The sequence below is a fragment of the Longimicrobiales bacterium genome (genome assembly GCA_035764935.1).
GTDB lineage: Bacteria > Gemmatimonadota > Gemmatimonadetes > Longimicrobiales > RSA9 > DASTYK01.
Genome location: DASTYK010000116.1, coordinates 1 through 15,051, shown reverse-complemented (window position 1 = coordinate 15,051; position 15,051 = coordinate 1). Strand labels below are relative to the sequence as shown.

General features: G+C 68.9%; 16 protein-coding genes. 13 read left to right on the top strand and 3 right to left on the bottom strand.

Going from position 1 to position 15,051, the window contains the following annotated elements; genetic code table 11:
* A partial coding sequence (gene trpA / locus VFU06_09555) for a tryptophan synthase subunit alpha (GenBank protein HEU5209646.1) occupies nucleotides 1-733 on the top strand: 733 nt, incomplete at its 5' end.
* Here trpA and VFU06_09550 read toward each other — a convergent pair.
* Nucleotides 730-2,391, bottom strand: coding sequence for an NFACT RNA binding domain-containing protein (locus VFU06_09550; GenBank protein HEU5209645.1), 1,662 nt, complete (start codon nucleotides 2,389-2,391; stop codon nucleotides 730-732). The two genes, trpA and VFU06_09550, sit on opposite strands and share 4 nt — an antisense overlap.
* A 102-nt stretch (nucleotides 2,392-2,493) precedes the next feature.
* On the opposite strand from VFU06_09550, the gene panB reads away from it, so the two are divergent.
* From panB to VFU06_09525, 5 genes are all read left to right on the top strand, one after another.
* Entirely contained in the window at nucleotides 2,494-3,321 is an 828-nt protein-coding gene (gene panB / locus VFU06_09545) for a 3-methyl-2-oxobutanoate hydroxymethyltransferase (GenBank protein ID HEU5209644.1), read from the top strand.
* The gene (gene panC, locus VFU06_09540; GenBank protein HEU5209643.1) at nucleotides 3,318-4,163 is read left to right on the top strand and encodes a pantoate--beta-alanine ligase; all 846 of its coding nucleotides are present in this window, start codon (nucleotides 3,318-3,320) and stop codon (nucleotides 4,161-4,163) included. Before panB ends, panC begins: the two co-directional genes overlap by 4 nt.
* A 65-nt stretch (nucleotides 4,164-4,228) precedes the next feature.
* The gene (gene panD, locus VFU06_09535) at nucleotides 4,229-4,582 is read left to right on the top strand and encodes an aspartate 1-decarboxylase (GenBank protein HEU5209642.1); all 354 of its coding nucleotides are present in this window, start codon (nucleotides 4,229-4,231) and stop codon (nucleotides 4,580-4,582) included.
* On the top strand, nucleotides 4,542-5,153 hold the full coding sequence (locus tag VFU06_09530; protein ID HEU5209641.1) for an HD domain-containing protein: 612 nt from the start codon (nucleotides 4,542-4,544) through the stop codon (nucleotides 5,151-5,153). Before panD ends, VFU06_09530 begins: the two co-directional genes overlap by 41 nt.
* On the top strand, nucleotides 5,137-5,580 hold the full coding sequence (locus tag VFU06_09525; protein ID HEU5209640.1) for a LytR C-terminal domain-containing protein: 444 nt from the start codon (nucleotides 5,137-5,139) through the stop codon (nucleotides 5,578-5,580). The genes VFU06_09530 and VFU06_09525 overlap by 17 nt, the downstream gene beginning before the upstream one ends.
* A gap of 192 nt (nucleotides 5,581-5,772) precedes the next feature.
* Here the strand turns inward: VFU06_09525 and rlmN are convergent, their stop codons facing one another.
* Complete coding sequence (rlmN, locus tag VFU06_09520) at nucleotides 5,773-6,891, bottom strand: 23S rRNA (adenine(2503)-C(2))-methyltransferase RlmN (protein ID HEU5209639.1); 1,119 nt, start codon at nucleotides 6,889-6,891, stop codon at nucleotides 5,773-5,775.
* A 112-nt stretch (nucleotides 6,892-7,003) separates the two neighbouring features.
* On the opposite strand from rlmN, the gene VFU06_09515 reads away from it, so the two are divergent.
* A complete protein-coding gene (locus tag VFU06_09515) occupies nucleotides 7,004-7,459 on the top strand; it encodes a PTS sugar transporter subunit IIA (protein ID HEU5209638.1) in 456 nt (151 codons plus the stop codon).
* A 9-nt stretch (nucleotides 7,460-7,468) separates the two neighbouring features.
* On the opposite strand, the gene VFU06_09510 is transcribed toward VFU06_09515, so the two are convergent.
* Complete coding sequence (locus tag VFU06_09510) at nucleotides 7,469-7,810, bottom strand: hypothetical protein (protein HEU5209637.1); 342 nt, start codon at nucleotides 7,808-7,810, stop codon at nucleotides 7,469-7,471.
* A 209-nt stretch (nucleotides 7,811-8,019) separates the two neighbouring features.
* Between VFU06_09510 and aspS the strand changes: the two genes are divergently transcribed.
* From aspS to VFU06_09480, 6 genes are all read left to right on the top strand, one after another.
* Nucleotides 8,020-9,909 (top strand): aspartate--tRNA ligase, encoded by a 1,890-nt coding sequence (gene aspS / locus VFU06_09505; protein HEU5209636.1) that lies wholly within the window; start codon nucleotides 8,020-8,022, stop codon nucleotides 9,907-9,909.
* A complete protein-coding gene (locus tag VFU06_09500; GenBank protein ID HEU5209635.1) occupies nucleotides 9,902-10,891 on the top strand; it encodes a PhoH family protein in 990 nt (329 codons plus the stop codon). Before aspS ends, VFU06_09500 begins: the two co-directional genes overlap by 8 nt.
* Nucleotides 10,892-13,138, top strand: coding sequence for an HDIG domain-containing protein (locus VFU06_09495; protein ID HEU5209634.1), 2,247 nt, complete (start codon nucleotides 10,892-10,894; stop codon nucleotides 13,136-13,138). It begins immediately after the preceding gene.
* A gap of 15 nt (nucleotides 13,139-13,153) precedes the next feature.
* Nucleotides 13,154-13,594: an rRNA maturation RNase YbeY gene (gene ybeY / locus VFU06_09490; GenBank protein ID HEU5209633.1), complete on the top strand. Its 441-nt coding sequence runs from the start codon at nucleotides 13,154-13,156 to the stop codon at nucleotides 13,592-13,594.
* A 62-nt stretch (nucleotides 13,595-13,656) separates the two neighbouring features.
* Nucleotides 13,657-14,361: a DUF502 domain-containing protein gene (locus tag VFU06_09485; GenBank protein HEU5209632.1), complete on the top strand. Its 705-nt coding sequence runs from the start codon at nucleotides 13,657-13,659 to the stop codon at nucleotides 14,359-14,361.
* Nucleotides 14,358-15,051 (top strand): AarF/UbiB family protein (locus VFU06_09480; protein HEU5209631.1); only part of this gene is annotated, 694 nt, incomplete at its 3' end. The genes VFU06_09485 and VFU06_09480, both read left to right, overlap by 4 nt.

Below are 15,051 nucleotides of genomic sequence, written 5' to 3'. Positions count from 1 at the left end.
CCCGTACCTGACGTGCGGGTTTCCCGAGCCCTCTGCGACGCCTGCGATACTCGATGCACTCGCCGAAGGCGGCGCGGACATCATCGAGCTGGGTGTGCCCTTCAGCGACCCTGTCGCCGATGGGCCAACCATCCAGCGCTCGTCGCAGATCGCGCTGGAACACGGCGTCACCCTGGCCGACACGCTCCGCATCCTGGGCGAGTTCCGGAAGCGGCACGACACGGCGGTCGTGCTGTTCACGTACCTCAACCCGCTGCTCCGGTACGGCGTCGAGCGGTTCGTGCCCGACGCTGTGAGCGCTGGTGTGCACGGTGTGCTGCTTACCGACCTGCCGGTCGGCGGCGATGACGAGCTGGAGGCCGCCTTCGCGGCGAGCCCGTTGCGACTCATCCGGCTGGTTGCGCCGACCACGCCGCCCGAGCGTGCGCGTGCAATTGCGGCGAACGCGCGCGGCTTCATCTACTACATCGCCCGCATGGGCGTCACGGGTGCGAGCAGCGAGCTGCGCGCGTCGCTCATCGACGAAGTCGCCGCTCTGCGTGCAGTCAGCGACGTCCCCGTTGCAGTCGGCTTCGGCATCTCCACACCCGAACAGGCAGCGCTCGTCGCAGGCGTGGCGGACGGCGTGATCGTCGGCAGTGCGCTGATCGCTGCAATCGAGGGCGGCGGTGCGGCTGCCGCGAGGGAGATGATGCGGTCGATGCGGCTGGCGATGGACGGAGCAACGCGCTAGTCCCGGGAATCGACCCGCATCGCCTCCGCAACTTCCGCATCCGGTTCGACGAACACCGTTTTCCCGCGCTCGAACGTGACCCGCCCCGGCGGCGACTTGCGCGGCTTGCGCACGTACTTCCTCCTCGTGTAATCCACCGGCACCAGTTTCGACGTGCGTGCCTTGCTGTGCAGCGCCGCGAGGATCGCTGCTTCCTCCACGTCACGGTGAGGCGGGTTGGCCTCGCGGTCGTTCCAGCGCAGGATCACGTGCGCGCCACCCACTTCGCGCGCGTGCAGCCAGATGTCGTTGCCGCTGGAGTGACGCAGCGTGAGCGCGTCATTGGCCCTGGGGTTGCGCCCGACCCGTACTTCCAGGCCGCTGCTCGTATGGTACACGCGGTAGGGAAGCGCGACCTCCTGCTTCGCCTTGCGGCTGCCCTGCAGCGGGGCAGGCTGCGCGGCCGCGATCTCCTCCGCGCTCGCCTGGCCGGTCTCGATCCGCGTGCGAAGCCCCTGCCAGCGCGCCACCTCGCTCAGTGCGCGCTCCAACAGGTCCGGCAGTCGTGCGGCAGCACGCTCGCGCTTGCGTGCCTGCGCGTAGTACTGCGTGGCGTTCTCGGCAGGCGGCAACGTCGGGTCCAGCACAGCGCTGACCGTTCCGCCCTGGAAGTCGTCGAGCGTTGCGCTGGTCGTGCCTTTCGACACGCGATGCACCTGCGCGAGCAGCAGGTCCCCGATGCGACGCAGCGAGGCGGCCTCCGCCGGTGCCGCGTCCAGCTCCGCGCGCAGCCGCTTCGCCTTTGCCGCCGCACGCTCCGCCTGCACCACGGCGTTCGCCAGCGCCGCCTCGCGTTGCTCGTCTCCTGCCCCTGGAGCCGGTGCTTCGAGCGAGGCGGTGAACGCGTCGAGCAGGGAGGGGAAGACGCGTGCATCCGGAGCGAGAACAAGCCCGTACGGCTGTCCTTCCTGCGGCGCCGGCAGCACGCACGGCGAACGCGGCCCATCCACCAGGGAGACGTACCGCCGGTACGCATCCGCGAGCGCGTCGTCGCGCGCTTCGGCCGTGCCGATGACATACGACGCATTGATGGGACTCGCCCACGCGATCCGCGATGTAAACGCGCGGACCCGCTGGCCTGCTTCAGTGGCACCCATGATCTCGAGCCACGCCTCGGGAGTGACCGGCCGCTCCACGCCGAGCCGGCCTGTGCCCTCCGGCGCGGCGTAGACCTCGCCCGTTTCCAGCCTTCGCGAGCCGGTCGTGCGTGGATGCAGCACGTGCGTGATGCGGTTGCCCGTCGCCAGCGCGAGTGCATTCCACTGGTTCGTCAGCAGCTCGACGACGATGCGCTGCGTGGTGCCCCCATGGACGCCCTCGTCCTCCCCGGCTACGCGAATCTCCAGGACGCGCTCGTCCGGCAGCGAGGCGACGCCGGCGACGCGCGCTCGCCGGGGCAGCAGCACGTTGCCCTCGAGGCGCGATCGCGGGCCGCGCAGCAGCGCGCCATGCAGTGGATGGAGCGCCCAGCGCCAGTTCGCATCGGCAGCTTCCAGCTCCAGGACCCGTGCGCTGCGATCGAATCGCACTGCGAACAGGGGCCGTCCCGCGAAGGCCTGGTTCAGCTCGCCGGCCAGGTCGCGGACGAGCAGAGAATCGTAGCGGATTGGTTTTGACACCCCGAAAGTGTGAGATTAGCTTGCGCGCTCAGTCAAATTTTCGGTCTGATGACCGATCCGGGGGCGTTGACGTCGCCCCCACCGCTGCGGGCGCTGGAGCCAATGAGCACCGACAGGACTGGCGAGCGGAGGCGGGTCACGATCCGTGACCTCCTCGAGATGAAGACGCGCGGTGAGCGCATTGTCGTGCTCACCGCGTACGACGTTCTGTTCGCCCGCATCGTCGATGAGGCAGGCACCGACGTCATCCTCGTCGGCGATTCGCTCGCGCAGGTCGTGCTCGGCCTCGACTCCACTCTGCCCGTCACTCTCGACGACATGATCCACCACGCCCGCGCAGTCCGCCGCGGGGTGCAGCGCGGCCTGCTCGTGGTCGACATGCCGTTCATGACCTTCCAGGTCTCGCCCGAGGAAACACTGCGCAACGCGGGCCGCATCATGAAGGAGACGGGTGCGGAGGCCGTGAAACTGGAGGGTGGCGACGAGCAGGCCGCGGAGCACGTCGCGAAGCTCGTGCGTGCAGGCATTCCCGTCATGGGGCACATCGGCCTGACACCTCAGTCCGTGCACGCCCTCGGCGGCTTCCGCGTCCAGGGGCGGGAAGATGTCCACGCCGAGCGGCTCCGCCAGGAGGCCGTCCGGCTGCAGGACGCCGGCGCCTTCTCGGTCGTGCTCGAGCTCGTCCCCGGCCGACTCGCGGGCGAGATCAGCCGTTCGATCGACATCCCCACGATCGGCATCGGCGCGGGGGCGGAGTGCGATGGCCAGGTCCTCGTGCTTCCCGACATGCTCGGGCTGAACGAACAGTTCAAACCGAAGTTCCTGCACCGGTTCGCCGAGCTCGCCGCCGCCGCGCGGCAGGGCGTCGACGACTACGTCGAGGCGGTGCGCGTCGGCGACTATCCGCGCCCGGAGCACACCTTCGAGTGAAGCGGCTCACGACCATCGGCGCGACGCGCGCGTTCGTCGCGGCCGAACGACGCGCGGGCGCCCGGATCGCGCTCGTGCCCACGATGGGTGCACTGCACGAGGGGCATCTCCAGCTCGTCGATCTTGCCCGTCGGCATGCCGACCGGGTCCTCATGTCCGTCTTCGTGAACCCGCTTCAGTTCGGACCGGGCGAGGACTTCGCCCGCTACCCCCGCAACGCGGAGGGCGACAGTCGACTCGCCCGGGCGCGGGGCGTGGACGCGGTCTTCGCACCGCCGGTCGAGGAGGTGTATCCTGACGGGGTTTCCGGTGTAATCATCTCCGCACCGGGGCTGCGGGACCGGCTCTGTGGGGCGTTTCGGCCAGGTCACTTCGAAGGCGTCCTCACGGTCGTCGCCAAGCTGTTCAACATCGTCCTGCCGGACGTGGCCGTGTTCGGCCAGAAGGACTTTCAGCAGGCGGTGCTGATCCGCCGGATGGTCCGCGACCTCGACTTCCCTCTGCGGATCGAGGTGGCGCCGATCGTGCGCGAACCGGATGGGCTGGCGATGAGCTCGCGCAACGCATACCTCGCCGGCTCCGAGCGTACGCGCGCAACAGCGCTGTACCGCGGACTGCGCGCAGCGCAGGACGCCTGGCGCGCCGGCGAGCGCGACGGCCCGTCGCTGGAGCTCACCGCACGCTCTGTGATCGATGCCGAGGGCGGCGTGGACGTGCAGTACCTCGAGGTCGTGCACCCGGAGACACTCGAGGGCGTGAGCCGGGCAGAGCCCGGCAGTGTGATTGCCGTCGCCGCGTACGTGGGCGGCACGCGATTGATCGACAACCTGATACTGGACTGACCGGATCGACGGCACCGGCGGTCCCGCGATCGAACAGGAATACAGGGGCGCCCATGCGACGCACCATGTGCAAATCAAAGATTCACCGTGCGACGGTGACGGACGCACACCTCTCGTACGAGGGCTCGATCACGATCGACCCCGTGCTGCTCGAGGCGGCGGACATCAGGGTATACGAGCAGGTGCACGTCGTGGACGTGAACAACGGCGAGCGCTTCGTCACCTACGTCATCGAAGGACGCCCGAACTCGGGTGACATGATCGTCAACGGTGCGGCCGCACGCCTCGTCCAGCCGGGCGACACGATCATCGTCTTCAGCTACGGGGATTACGACGAGGCGGAGCTCGCCGACTTCGAGCCCAGGTTCGTGTTCGTCGATGCCGACAACCGGATCGCTCAGAAGCGAAACGTTGCTTGATTCGGCAGCCGAGGGCCGGCTGCCTCACTGGGCGCGAGCGGGCGATGCCCGCCGCGCCCATATCGCGCGCGTCGCAGGGCTGATGGACCGGTGGGCCGCCGCGCTCGAGCTGGGTGAGCTCGAACGGCGCCGCTGGCGCGCCGCGGCCTGGCTGCACGACGTCGTACGCGATGCGCCCCCCTCCGAGCTGCGCCCTCACGCCGGCGCCGAGTTCGACGGCCTGCCGGGCAAGCTGCTCCACGGGCCGGCTGCCGCAGCGCTCCTGCGCGCCGAGGGCGTCGACGACGAGCCACTTCTCACTGCGATCGCATTCCACACCCTGGGCGATGCGTCGTTCGACACACTCGGTCGCGCCCTCTACGCCGCAGACTTCCTCGAGCCGGGCCGCACCTTCAATCCCGTGATGCGTGCGGTGCTGCGCGCCCGCATGCCGCACGCGCTCGACGAGGTCGTGTTCAGCATCCTGCGTTCACGCATCGGTCACCTGATGGAAGCCGGCAGCCCGATTCATCCCCGCACCATCGGCTTCTGGAACACCCTCGCCGCCGAACAGCGTGCAAGCGCGCACTGAACGCATCCTGCTCGTCATCACCGGGATCGCGGTGCTCGCGTTCGCCGTGTCGTTCGTGCTCGGCGTGCGGCTGCGCGCGCCCGGCTCCGGTACGGCCTCGCCCGATTCCATCGCAGCCGAGGACTTCCTGAACCGCGGCCGCCCGCCCCGCGTCGAGGTGCTGAATGGCGCCGGACGCTCAGGGCTCGCCCGCGAAATCACAGGCAGATTGCGCGACAGCGGATTCGACGTCGTGTTCTTCGGGAACGCGCGCACTCAGACCGACACCAGCTACGTGCTGGATCGTGCAGGGCATGTCGAGACCGCCCGGACCGTTGCCCGGGCACTCGGCATTACACGCGTGCATACGGCGGTCGATACGACGCTGTACCTGGAAGCGACGGTGATACTGGGAAAGGACTGGGGCGAGCAGGATTCGCAGGACTGACCGGGAGGCGGGAACTACCGGGCACGGTCGGCGGGCCCGCGCCCGCGCCCGGGCAGGTGCGAGCCGTTCGAGCGGGCAGCTCCTCGACTTCCATCTTTACGGCTCCGCTTCTCTTCTTCGTCCTTGGTCTCTTCGATTGCACGTGCTGCGGTGTACTCTGTGCCGCGGTGTCCTCCGTGTGAACCTCGTCGGTTACACTTCCTCCAGCGCGCGCCGCTTGGTCAGCTCCACGTACGGCTTCGGCGGACTGACCGCGTGCTCCGCGCGAAGCTGCCCGCATGCGGCGGCGATGTCCTTGCCGCGCGGCGTGCGGATCGTCGCCGCCACGCCACTGTCTTCCAGGATCTGCAGGAAGCGCTGCATCGCGGCGGGCTTCGATGTCTTCCAGTCCGGGCCCGGGATCGGATTGTACGGAATCAGGTTCACGTGCGAAGGGAAGCCGCGGATCAGCGACACGAGCGCACGCGCGTGCTCGGGCGCATCGTTCACACCGTCGATGAGCACGTACTCGAACGTGATGCGGCGGCCGCCGGCCTCCTCGAAGCGGCGCAGCGCCTCCATCAGCTCGGGCAGCGGGTGCTTCTTCTCGATGGGCACGATCTCCTGCCGCAGCTCGTGCGTCGGCGCGTGCAGCGAAACGGCGAGGCGGAACTGCTCGGGGCGTTCGGCGAGCTCGAGGATGCCCGGCACCACCCCGACCGTCGAGATCGTGATGCGTCGCGCGCCGAGCCCGTATGCGGTGTTCAGCAGCGTCAGGGCGGGGAAAACGTGGCGGCGGTTCATGAGCGGCTCACCCATTCCCATGAACACCACGTTCGTGATTGCGCCCATGTCGTGCTCTGCGGCGTAGCGGCGCGCGCCGCGGAACTGCGCAACGATCTCGCCCGCAGTGAGCTGCCGTCGGTAGCCGGACCAGCCGGTCGCGCAGAACGTGCACGCCATCGCACACCCGGCCTGCGACGAGATGCAGAGCGTCAGCCGGTCGCGCGAGGGGATCAGCACCGACTCGATCAGCTCGTGATCGGTAAGTTGCCACAGGTGCTTGACCGTGCCGTCAGCGGAGCGTTCCGTCCGCGCGAGCGCCGGAGTGCAGAGGCGGAACGCGTCGTGCAACGCGGCACGCTCGGCCGCGGGCAGGTCGCTCATCTCGTCGAACGACATGGCGTCCCGGTCGTAGAGCCAGGTGACCGCCTGCCGCACCCGGTAGGCGGGCTGCTCCCGCGCCGCGAAGTGTGCGCGCAGCGCCGCCTCGGCATCCGATGCCGGAAGCTCGAGCAGATCGCTGCGCTGGTCGGTGCTGTGCTGCTTCATGCGGCGTCCCAAGTGGTTCGTACGGGCCAGCTTGCTGGTGGTGGTACAGCCTCTTAAGTTAACCCGTTCCGAACGAGTCCGGTAACCCTGCGGCATGGCGTACGAGGTCGATTTGCTCCTGACCGAACTGCTGACGCCGGAGCGGATCAAGATCCCGCTCGAGGCACGTTCCAAGGAAGAGCTGCTGCGCGAGCTGGTGAACGTTGTCTCGGGGACGGACCCGGAGGATCATGACGAGGTGCTGCGGGCCGTGCGTGAGCGCGAGGCCGTGCTCTCGACCGGCATCGGTCATGGCGTGGCGATCCCGCACGGGAAGTCCGCCGCCGTCGGTGAGCTGCGCATGGCAGCGGGCCGCATGCGTGCCCCGGTCGATTTCGACGCACTCGACGGCCAGCCCGTTTCGCTCGTCTTCCTGCTGGTCGGTCCCGAATCCGCCGCGGGCCCTCACATCAAGGCACTCTCGCGAATCTCGCGGATCGTGCGCCGCGACGACGTGCGCGAGCGGCTGATCGCCGCGCGCGACGCCGACGAGTTCCTGCAGGTGCTGGGAGAAGCGGAAGCGACCTGACGCAGTCGCTCAGCCTTCGTCGCCCGCAGCTTCCGCCGCCTGTCGCTCACGATCCGCCGAAACCACCGATCGCTGCTCCAGCTCCAGCTGAAACCGCATGCTGCCGACAGCCTCGCGCAGAATGCGCGTCTTGGCGGCCTGCGCCATGCCGCGGCGGATCGCCATCTCCATGGACCCGGCCAGCTGTGACATGGAGTCGAGGCCGGCGCCCATGAAGTGCATCTTGAGCTGGCTGAAATTCCGTCGGAGCGGAATCTCGAGTGACTCCAGGTTGGCGCGGGCGACGGCGTACTGCTCGACGAGTCCGTGTACGGTGTGCACCCGGCGATCGAGCTCGCCCAGCTCGGCCATGCGGGTCTGCGCCCGTGGACTGAGTTTTCCTGCCATGGCGGCAATGTAGCGGGCGATGGGCCGGGGGGCACCGGTTGACAGGGGTTGGAGTGCCGCCCCGGTGACTGCTGCAGCGCAGCACGCGGCCGGGGGCGCGTGCCGCACACGCTTGTGGCCCTTCCGGAACCCCGTCATCTTTCTCTTTTTGTGCGTTCGGAGAACCCTGGGGAATGAGCGTCGAGTCCTCGACATCGTATCGGAGTGATCAGCCGGGCGTCCTGCGGCCGGCGGATGCCGGGCGGCGGGTCCGCCTGGCCGGCTGGGTCCACCGCCGCCGCGACCTGGGCGGCCTCGTCTTCGTCGACCTGCGCGACCGCTCGGGTCGGGTGCAGCTTTCGTTTGGTCCGGACTGGACGCCGCCGGAGGTGATGGAGCGGGCCGCGCACCTTTCGCCGGAGTGGGTGATCCAGGTCGAGGGCGACGTGCACGAGCGACCGGAAGGCATGGCGAACACCGACATGCCCACCGGCGGCGTCGAGGTGCGCGTCAACCGGCTGGAGATCCTCGCGGAATCCGCCACCCCGCCGATCCTGGTGGCGCGCGGGGCGGGGGAGGAGCTGGCATCCGAGGACCTGCGCCTGCGCTACCGCTACCTGGACCTGCGCCGCGAGGAGCTGCAGCGGAACCTGGAGCTGCGGCACCGGCTTGCGCAGGTCGTGCGGCGGCATCTCACGTCGCTGGGCTTCTGGGAGATCGACACGCCGATGCTGACGCGGCGCACGCCCGAGGGCGCGCGTGACTACCTCGTGCCGAGCCGGGTGCATCCGGGCGAGTTCTACGCGCTGCCGCAGTCGCCGCAGATCTACAAGCAGCTGCTCATGGTCTCCGGCTACGACCGCTATTTCCAGATTGCGAAGTGCCTGCGCGACGAGGACCTGCGGGCCGACCGCCAGCCGGAGTTCACACAGATCGACGCCGAAATGGCGTTCGTGAGCGAGGACGACATCTTCGCGGCGGCGGAGTCGATGGTGGCCGCCATCCACGGGGAGATCCTGGGGGAGGCGTACCCGCTGCCGTTTCCCCGCCTGACATACGCCGAGGCGCTGGACCGCTACGGCTCCGACAAGCCGGATGCCCGCTACGGCGTGGAGTTCATCGATCTGACGGAGCTGCTGCAGGCGTCCACGTTCGGCGTGTTCCAGGCGACGTCCGACAGTGGCGACCGGATCCGGGCGATCGTGGTGCCCGGCGGGGCATCCCTTTCGCGCAAGGAGCTGGACGAGCTGGCGCCGATCGCGCGCCGCAACGGCGCCGCGGGCGCGCTCTGGCTCAAGCGCGGCGACGAGGGCTTCACGGGCCAGTTCGCCAAGGGGCTCGACGAGGCGCTCTCCGAGCGGTTGATCCGGGCCACCGGCATGCAGGCGGGTGATCTGCTGGTCGTGGTCGTGGGCCGCTTCCGGGGGCTGCCGCCCGCCGCGCCCGCCGCCGGGACGCCGGGCGCCGAGTCGGCGCTGGGCGCCCTGCGGCTGCACCTGATCGCCCGTGCCGGGGTACCTGTGGAGCGGCCGCACGCCTGGCTGTGGGTCACGGAGTTCCCGCTCTTCGAGTGGGACGACGAGGCCGGGCGGCTGCTGGCAGCTCACCACCCGTTCACGGCACCGCATCCCGAGGATGTGCCGGTGCTGCTCGAGGCCACGGCCGGCGGGTTCCTGGACCGCTCCGGCGCGGAGTCACTGTTCGGCCAGCACCTGCGGTCCCGCGCATACGACGCGGTGTACAACGGAAACGAGCTGGCGAGCGGCTCGATCCGTATCCATGACGCACGGGTACAGCGTCACCTGTTTCGCGCGCTGGGGATGGACGAAGAGGCCGCAGAAACGAAGTTCGGCTTCCTGCTGGAGGCGTTCCGCTATGGCGTGCCCCCGCACGGCGGCTTTGCGTTCGGATTCGACCGGCTGGCGATGCTGCTCTCGGGCGCGGCCAGTCTGCGGGACGTGATCGCCTTCCCGAAGACGACGGCCGCCCGCGCGCTCTTCGAGGGTGCGCCTGCGTCGGTGCCGGACGAGGAATTGCGCGACCTGCACATCGGAGTACTGGAGCAAGGAGAAGTCGTTGGATAGCACGAACGTGGAGCACCGCGTCGCCGCGGAGGGCGCAGATTACCTGCTGCTCGCCGGCGTGAACGACGCCAACCTGCAGGAGCTTGCCCGCCTGGCGGGCATCCGCGTGATCCTGCGCGGCGACCACCTGATCCTGTCCGGCGACGTCGAAGCGGTCGAGCGCGCGACCCCCGTTGCCGAGCGACTCGTCAACCTCTCGCGCGTCGGCCAGACCTTCGATCTCGAGGACATCCGCCGCCAGTGGGGCGGCGTCGGGGGAGCCCGCAAGAGCTCCCGCGGCAACGGCATGCCGGAAGCCACGGCGGAGCCGCAGGTCCTGCTCGCAGGTCTGAAAAAGCTCATTGCTGCAAAGTCGACCGGCCAGACCGCATACCTCGAGGCGCTCGCGAAGCACGACATCGTGATCGCGATCGGACCGGCGGGTACCGGCAAGACGTACCTCGCCGTGGCCGCGGCCGTCGACGCGCTGCGCAAGAACCGCGTCAAGCGCATCGTGCTCGCGCGGCCCGCCGTGGAGGCGGGGGAGAACCTCGGCTTCCTGCCGGGCGACCTGCAGGAGAAGGTCGACCCCTACCTGCGGCCGCTCTATGACGCGCTCGACGATGTCATGCCCGCGGACTGGGTGCGTCGTGCGATCGAATCGCGCACCATAGAAATCGCGCCGCTCGCGTACATGCGCGGCCGCACGCTCGCCGATGCCTTCGTCATTCTCGACGAGGCGCAGAACGCGACCGAGGCGCAGATGAAGATGTTCCTGACGCGGATCGGGCTGAACTCGCGCGTCGTGATCACGGGCGACAAGACGCAGATCGACCTGCCGAAGCACGTGAGTTCCGGGCTGCTGCAGGTCGAGCGTATCCTCGCCGGCATCGAGGGCATCGCCACCGTCTACCTCGACGAGCTGGACGTCGTTCGCCACCGGCTGGTGAAGGACATCATCCAGGCGTACGCGGCGGACGAGGCAAAGGCGGAGGAGGCGTAAGTGGCCGCACAGCGAGCCGAGGAGTTCCTCGACACCCTGAGCACGCCGCGCCCGACGGGTGCGGGGCTGGGCACGTGGCTGTATCACGGCGCCCGTGTCGTGGTCGTCTTCGCGCTCGTGCTGCTGGTGAGCCTGCTGTTCCCGGCGACGAGCGTGCCCGACTTCCCGGTCGTCGAGGTCGGGATGGTCGCCGAGAACGACATGATCGCGCAGGTCTCCTTCCCGCTGCCGAAATCCGACGCCGAGCTCAGGCAGGAGCAGGAGGAAGCGGCGGCCAGCGTGCCGCCGATCTTCACGATCGACGCAACGGCCGCCGATACGATGCTGTCCTCGGTGGGCGCCTTCCTCGGCTTCGTCGACAGTGCCGCGACGACCGGTGGATCGGACCTGACCGTCCGCAACGAGATGCGCGACGTCCTGTCGTCGTACGGGATCACGCCGACCGACGAGTTTATCGCGCTGCTGCGCACAGAGAACAACCGGCGCGCGCTGCAGACGTCGCTCCAGCGAACGATCCGCAACGTGCTGCCGCGCGGTGTGGCGCGCTCCTCGGATCTCGAGGGGCTGCGCGCCGGGCAGCTCCGTATCACCGGTGGTGAGCGGGACCAGCTGGTGGACCGCGACTCCGTGCGCACCCAGGCGAACCTGTACGACGCCGCGCGCGGCAACATCCCGTGGAGCGCACCGGCGGGTCTGTCCGATGTGCAGCACCTGGTGCTCGTGCGCTTCTTCCGCCCGAGCCTGCAGCTGGATGCCGCCGCGACCGACACGGCACGCGCCCGCGCGCGTGCGGCCGTGCCTACGACCAAGGGCGAAGTGCTGCGCGGTGAGCGCATCCTGGCTGCGCACGAGCCGATCCGCGAGGACGACGCCGCGCGCGTCGCCGCATACAAGGAGCACCTCGTCTCGATCGGCGCGCTCGGCGAGGGGAGCGGCAGCTTCGCGCGGCAGGCCGGCGCGTTCATCATCAACCTGTCGCTGCTCTCGATCTTTGCGGGGTTGCTCTTCTTCTACCGGCCGAGCGTCTACCAGGATTTCCGCAGCGTTCTGCTGGTCGCGCTCCTCATGGGCACCACGATCACGGCCGCCGCCGTGATCTCCGGTTCCAGCTCACCGGTCGAGCTCGTACCGATGGCGTTTCCCGCCCTGGTGATCGCCATGCTCTGGGACGGGCGCATGGCGCTCAACATGAGCCTGGTGCTCGCACTGCTGCTCGGCGCACAGACGCCGTTCCTGAGCCTGTCGTCACACCTGATGCTGGCGATCGGCGGTGCCGCGGCGGCGCTCAGCGTCCGCGTGGTGCGACGTCGTGCGCAGGGGCTCATCCTCGGTGCGTTCGTCGCGTTCTCCTACGCGCTGCTCGCACTCGCTCTGGGGCTGCTGCGCGGCGAGGTCGGTGGCGGAGTGCTCGAGTCGGCGGCGTGGGGCACCGTCAACGGGGTCGGCAGCGCGCTCCTCGCGCTCGGCTTCATGCCGCTGTTCGAGGCATTCACGCGCATCACGACGGACCAGACGCTGCTGGAGCTGGCGGATCTCAACCGGCCACTCCTGAAGCGCCTCTCGCTCGAGGCGAGCGGCACCTACGCGCATTCGATCAACGTCGCCAACCTGGCCGAGGCGGCCGCGCGCGCGATCGACGCGAATGCACTGCTCGTCCGTGTGGGCGCGTACTACCACGATGTCGGCAAGCTGGCCGCACCGCAGTACTTCATCGAGAACCAGGCGCGCGGTCGCAACCCTCACGACCAGCTCGATCCGGGCACGTCCGCGGCGCTCGTACGCAGCCACGTGCTCGAGGGGATCAGGCTGGCCGAGGGGGCGAACCTGCCGGAGGCCGTGAAGCAGTTCATTCCGGAGCACCACGGCACGCAGAAGATCGCGTATTTCCTGGAGCAGGCACGACGTCGCGACGAGGGCGTGGACGCGTCGGAGTTCACGTACCAGGGGCCCAGGCCGCAGACGCGTGAGACCGCGATCCTGATGCTTGCCGACTCGATCGAGTCCGCCATGAAGGTGTTGCAGGACCCGACCGCGGAGCGGATCCGGGAGCTGGTCGACCGGATCGTCGCCGGCAAGATCGCAGAGGGGCAGCTCGAGGAGGCACCGCTCACCATGCGCGAGCTGAGCCTGATCAAGCAGCAGGTCGTCACCGTGCTGCTCGGGATGTATCACCACCGCATCGATTACCCGACGCAGCAGGTGCCGCCGCCGGCCCCGGTCGCCGCGGCGGGACGCAGCTCTCCCTGAATGCCGCAGGTCAGCGTGCAAGTTGCACCCGCGCTCGCCCGGCGCACGCGCGAGCGACCGAGCCCTGCGTCCGCCGGGACGGCCGCACTGCTGCGTCGCGCTGCACGTGCTGCCCTGGCGGACGCGCCCGATGCGGAGCTGTCACTTACACTGCTCGACGACCAGGGCATCGCCGCGCTCAACCAGGAATGGCTGAAGCACGACGGACCTACGGACGTGATCTCGTTTCCACTGTACGAGGATGGCGAGAGCGTGATCGGCGACGTGTACATCGGCTTTGACCAGGTCGTGCGGCAGGCAAGAGAGAATGATGTGGCGGTCCGCGAGGAGCTTGCGCGTGTCGCGATCCACGGCACACTGCACGTTCTGGGGTATGATCATCCCGATGGCGCCGCGCGGCTGCGCAGCGGCATGTGGCGCAGGCAGGAGCGGATCCTCCGCGAGGTGATGGGCTGAGTGGACCGGCCCGATGGAGCCGGCCAGGTGTGGGGGGTGATCCCCGCGAGGTGAAGGACGGAATGGCAGAAGCAAGCGAGCGCACGACCACGAAGTCGGCGCATTTCCGACGTCGGCTGATCGCCGGCGTCATTGTCATCGCGCCCGTGACGGTGACCGCCGTCGTTCTCTGGTGGCTGTTCAACCTGGTCGACGGGCTGCTCGGCCAGTTCCTCTATCCGTGGCTGCCGTTCCCGATTCCCGGGCTCGGCCTGATCATGCTCCTGCTGCTGCTCTTCCTGGTCGGCTGGGGAGCTGAGCGCGCGCTGGGCTCGCGTCTCCTCGCCGGCTGGTCCACGCTGCTCGAGCGCATCCCGCTCGCCCGGCGCATCTATGCCGCCGCGAACAGCATCACGCGCACGATGTTCGGCGAGCAGGAGCGCCCGTTCAAGTCGGTCGTGCTCGTGGAATGGCCGGCGGAGGGACGCTGGTCCATCGGCTTTCTCGCGGGCGTTGCGGCGGGCAGCATGCGCAGGCATGTCGACGACGGCGTCAGCGTGTTCATCCCGACGACGCCCAATCCTACGACGGGGTTCCTGACGGTCGTGTCGCGTTCGAAGACCATTACGCTCGACATGACCATCGACCAGGCCTTTACTTTCATCCTGTCCGCCGGCGCAGCAACGCCCGAGGGTATGCCGGTGGCCGCTGCACGGCCGGGGCGTGCACCTGCCGCCTATCCGGCCGGATCAGCTCACTCGCCGGTCAGCGACCCGACCGTATCATGAACCGGTGGCGGCGCGGATGGCAGATCATCAGCAGACTGACGCCGTTCGTCATCGCCTTTCTTCGTGATCGCCGCCGCTTTGTCCTGTTCGGCAGTCCCGCGCGTCGCCGCGACGAGCAGCACGAGCGACGGGCCGCGCGCCTGACCGGCACCATCGCCGCGCTGGGACCCACCTTCATCAAGCTCGCGCAGGTCCTTGCCGCCCGCGCCGACATCCTGCCCGAGCCGTACCTGTCCGCGATCGGCACACTGCAGGACCGGGTGCCGCCGGATCCGTTCGAGCGCGTCGAGACGGTGCTCACCTCGGAGCTCGGCCAGCCCGTCGACGACGTGTTCGACAGCTTCGAGCGTGAGCCGCTCGCCGCCGCCTCGCTGGGGCAGGTGCACACGGCGATGCTCAACGGCGAGCGGGTCGCGGTGAAGGTGCTGCGGCCGGACGTGGAACAGCTCGTCGCGCTCGACCTCGACATCTCCTTCCGCGTGCTCTTCCTCCTGAACGTGCTCTTCCCGAATCATCACGTCCGTGCGCTCACCAATGTGTTCCGCGAGTTCAGCGTGCGCGTGCGCGAGGAGATGGATTTCCGGCAGGAAGCCGCGAACATCGCGCTGTTCCACAGTCATTTCGCGAACGATACGCGCGTGCGTGCACCGCGCACCTACGACCAGCTCACGCGCCAGCGTGTGCTCGTCA

Bases quoted from the DNA above. Each gene is read 5' to 3' on its own strand.
- panB (HEU5209644.1), top strand. From the start codon at position 2,494: ATGAGCACCGACAGGACTGGCGAGCGGAGGCGGGTCACGATCCGTGAC.
- panD (HEU5209642.1), top strand. From the start codon at position 4,229: ATGTGCAAATCAAAGATTCACCGTGCGACGGTGACGGACGCACACCTC.
- VFU06_09530 (HEU5209641.1), top strand. From the start codon at position 4,542: ATGCCGACAACCGGATCGCTCAGAAGCGAAACGTTGCTTGATTCGGCA.
- rlmN (HEU5209639.1), bottom strand. From the start codon at position 6,891: ATGAAGCAGCACAGCACCGACCAGCGCAGCGATCTGCTCGAGCTTCCG.
- VFU06_09510 (HEU5209637.1), bottom strand. From the start codon at position 7,810: ATGGCCGAGCTGGGCGAGCTCGATCGCCGGGTGCACACCGTACACGGA.
- aspS (HEU5209636.1), top strand. From the start codon at position 8,020: ATGAGCGTCGAGTCCTCGACATCGTATCGGAGTGATCAGCCGGGCGTC.
- VFU06_09485 (HEU5209632.1), top strand. From the start codon at position 13,657: ATGGCAGAAGCAAGCGAGCGCACGACCACGAAGTCGGCGCATTTCCGA.